This is a genomic window from Streptomyces tateyamensis, from assembly GCF_003205575.1.
Lineage (GTDB): Bacteria > Actinomycetota > Actinomycetes > Streptomycetales > Streptomycetaceae > Kitasatospora > Kitasatospora tateyamensis.
The window spans coordinates 1-538 of record NZ_PYBW01000162.1 but is presented as its reverse complement, the minus strand read 5'-3'; the positions used below and the strand labels follow the sequence as shown (position 1 = coordinate 538).

1 pseudogene is annotated in these 538 nt (G+C 63.9%); it reads right to left on the bottom strand.

Annotated features, from left to right (window positions below):
* Positions 1-4: 4 nt before the first annotated feature.
* Positions 5-112 (bottom strand): annotated as a pseudogene (locus tag C7C46_RS37765) (IS5 family transposase); the annotation flags it as partial.
* Between the last annotated feature and the right edge of the window lie 426 nt (positions 113-538).

Genomic DNA, 538 nt, shown 5'->3' with positions numbered 1-538 from the left:
ACTACTCGGGGGGAAGGCCCGGGTGCAGTCCCTTCCAGGCCGTGATGACCGGCCGGATCAGCTCCCACGCCTCATCCGACAGGTCGCTTGGGTAGGGCCTACGCTCTCCCATACCCACAGCAAACCGCAATCCCGCCGAACGTCAACCTCCTTGGCAGGAAGCCGACTTAGACGCAATCGGACGAACCGCCCGCACCCTCGCAGAACACCCTCTGAGAGATCGGCAGGATCCAGCGGGATGATCCCAGGAGACGAACCGGGCTCAGCACCCACGATGAGGTAGGCGTACCCCTGCGCCCACTGGGCAGCGCTGGCTGGTTCGCGGTTCGCAAAGCCGAGGACGGTACGCGGTAGGTGCTGGAAGTGTTCCTCACGCAGGAGGTCCAAGTGCTCCTTCCACTCGATCCACGTCGACTCGTCCGCTCCGCCTGCCGCAACAACGGCTGCCACCAACTGCGCGACCTCGTCAGGGAACCGGAACGATCGAGAGATGTCCAGGGGAAGGGCCATCCAGCGATCCTAGACGAGTAGTTCCGAT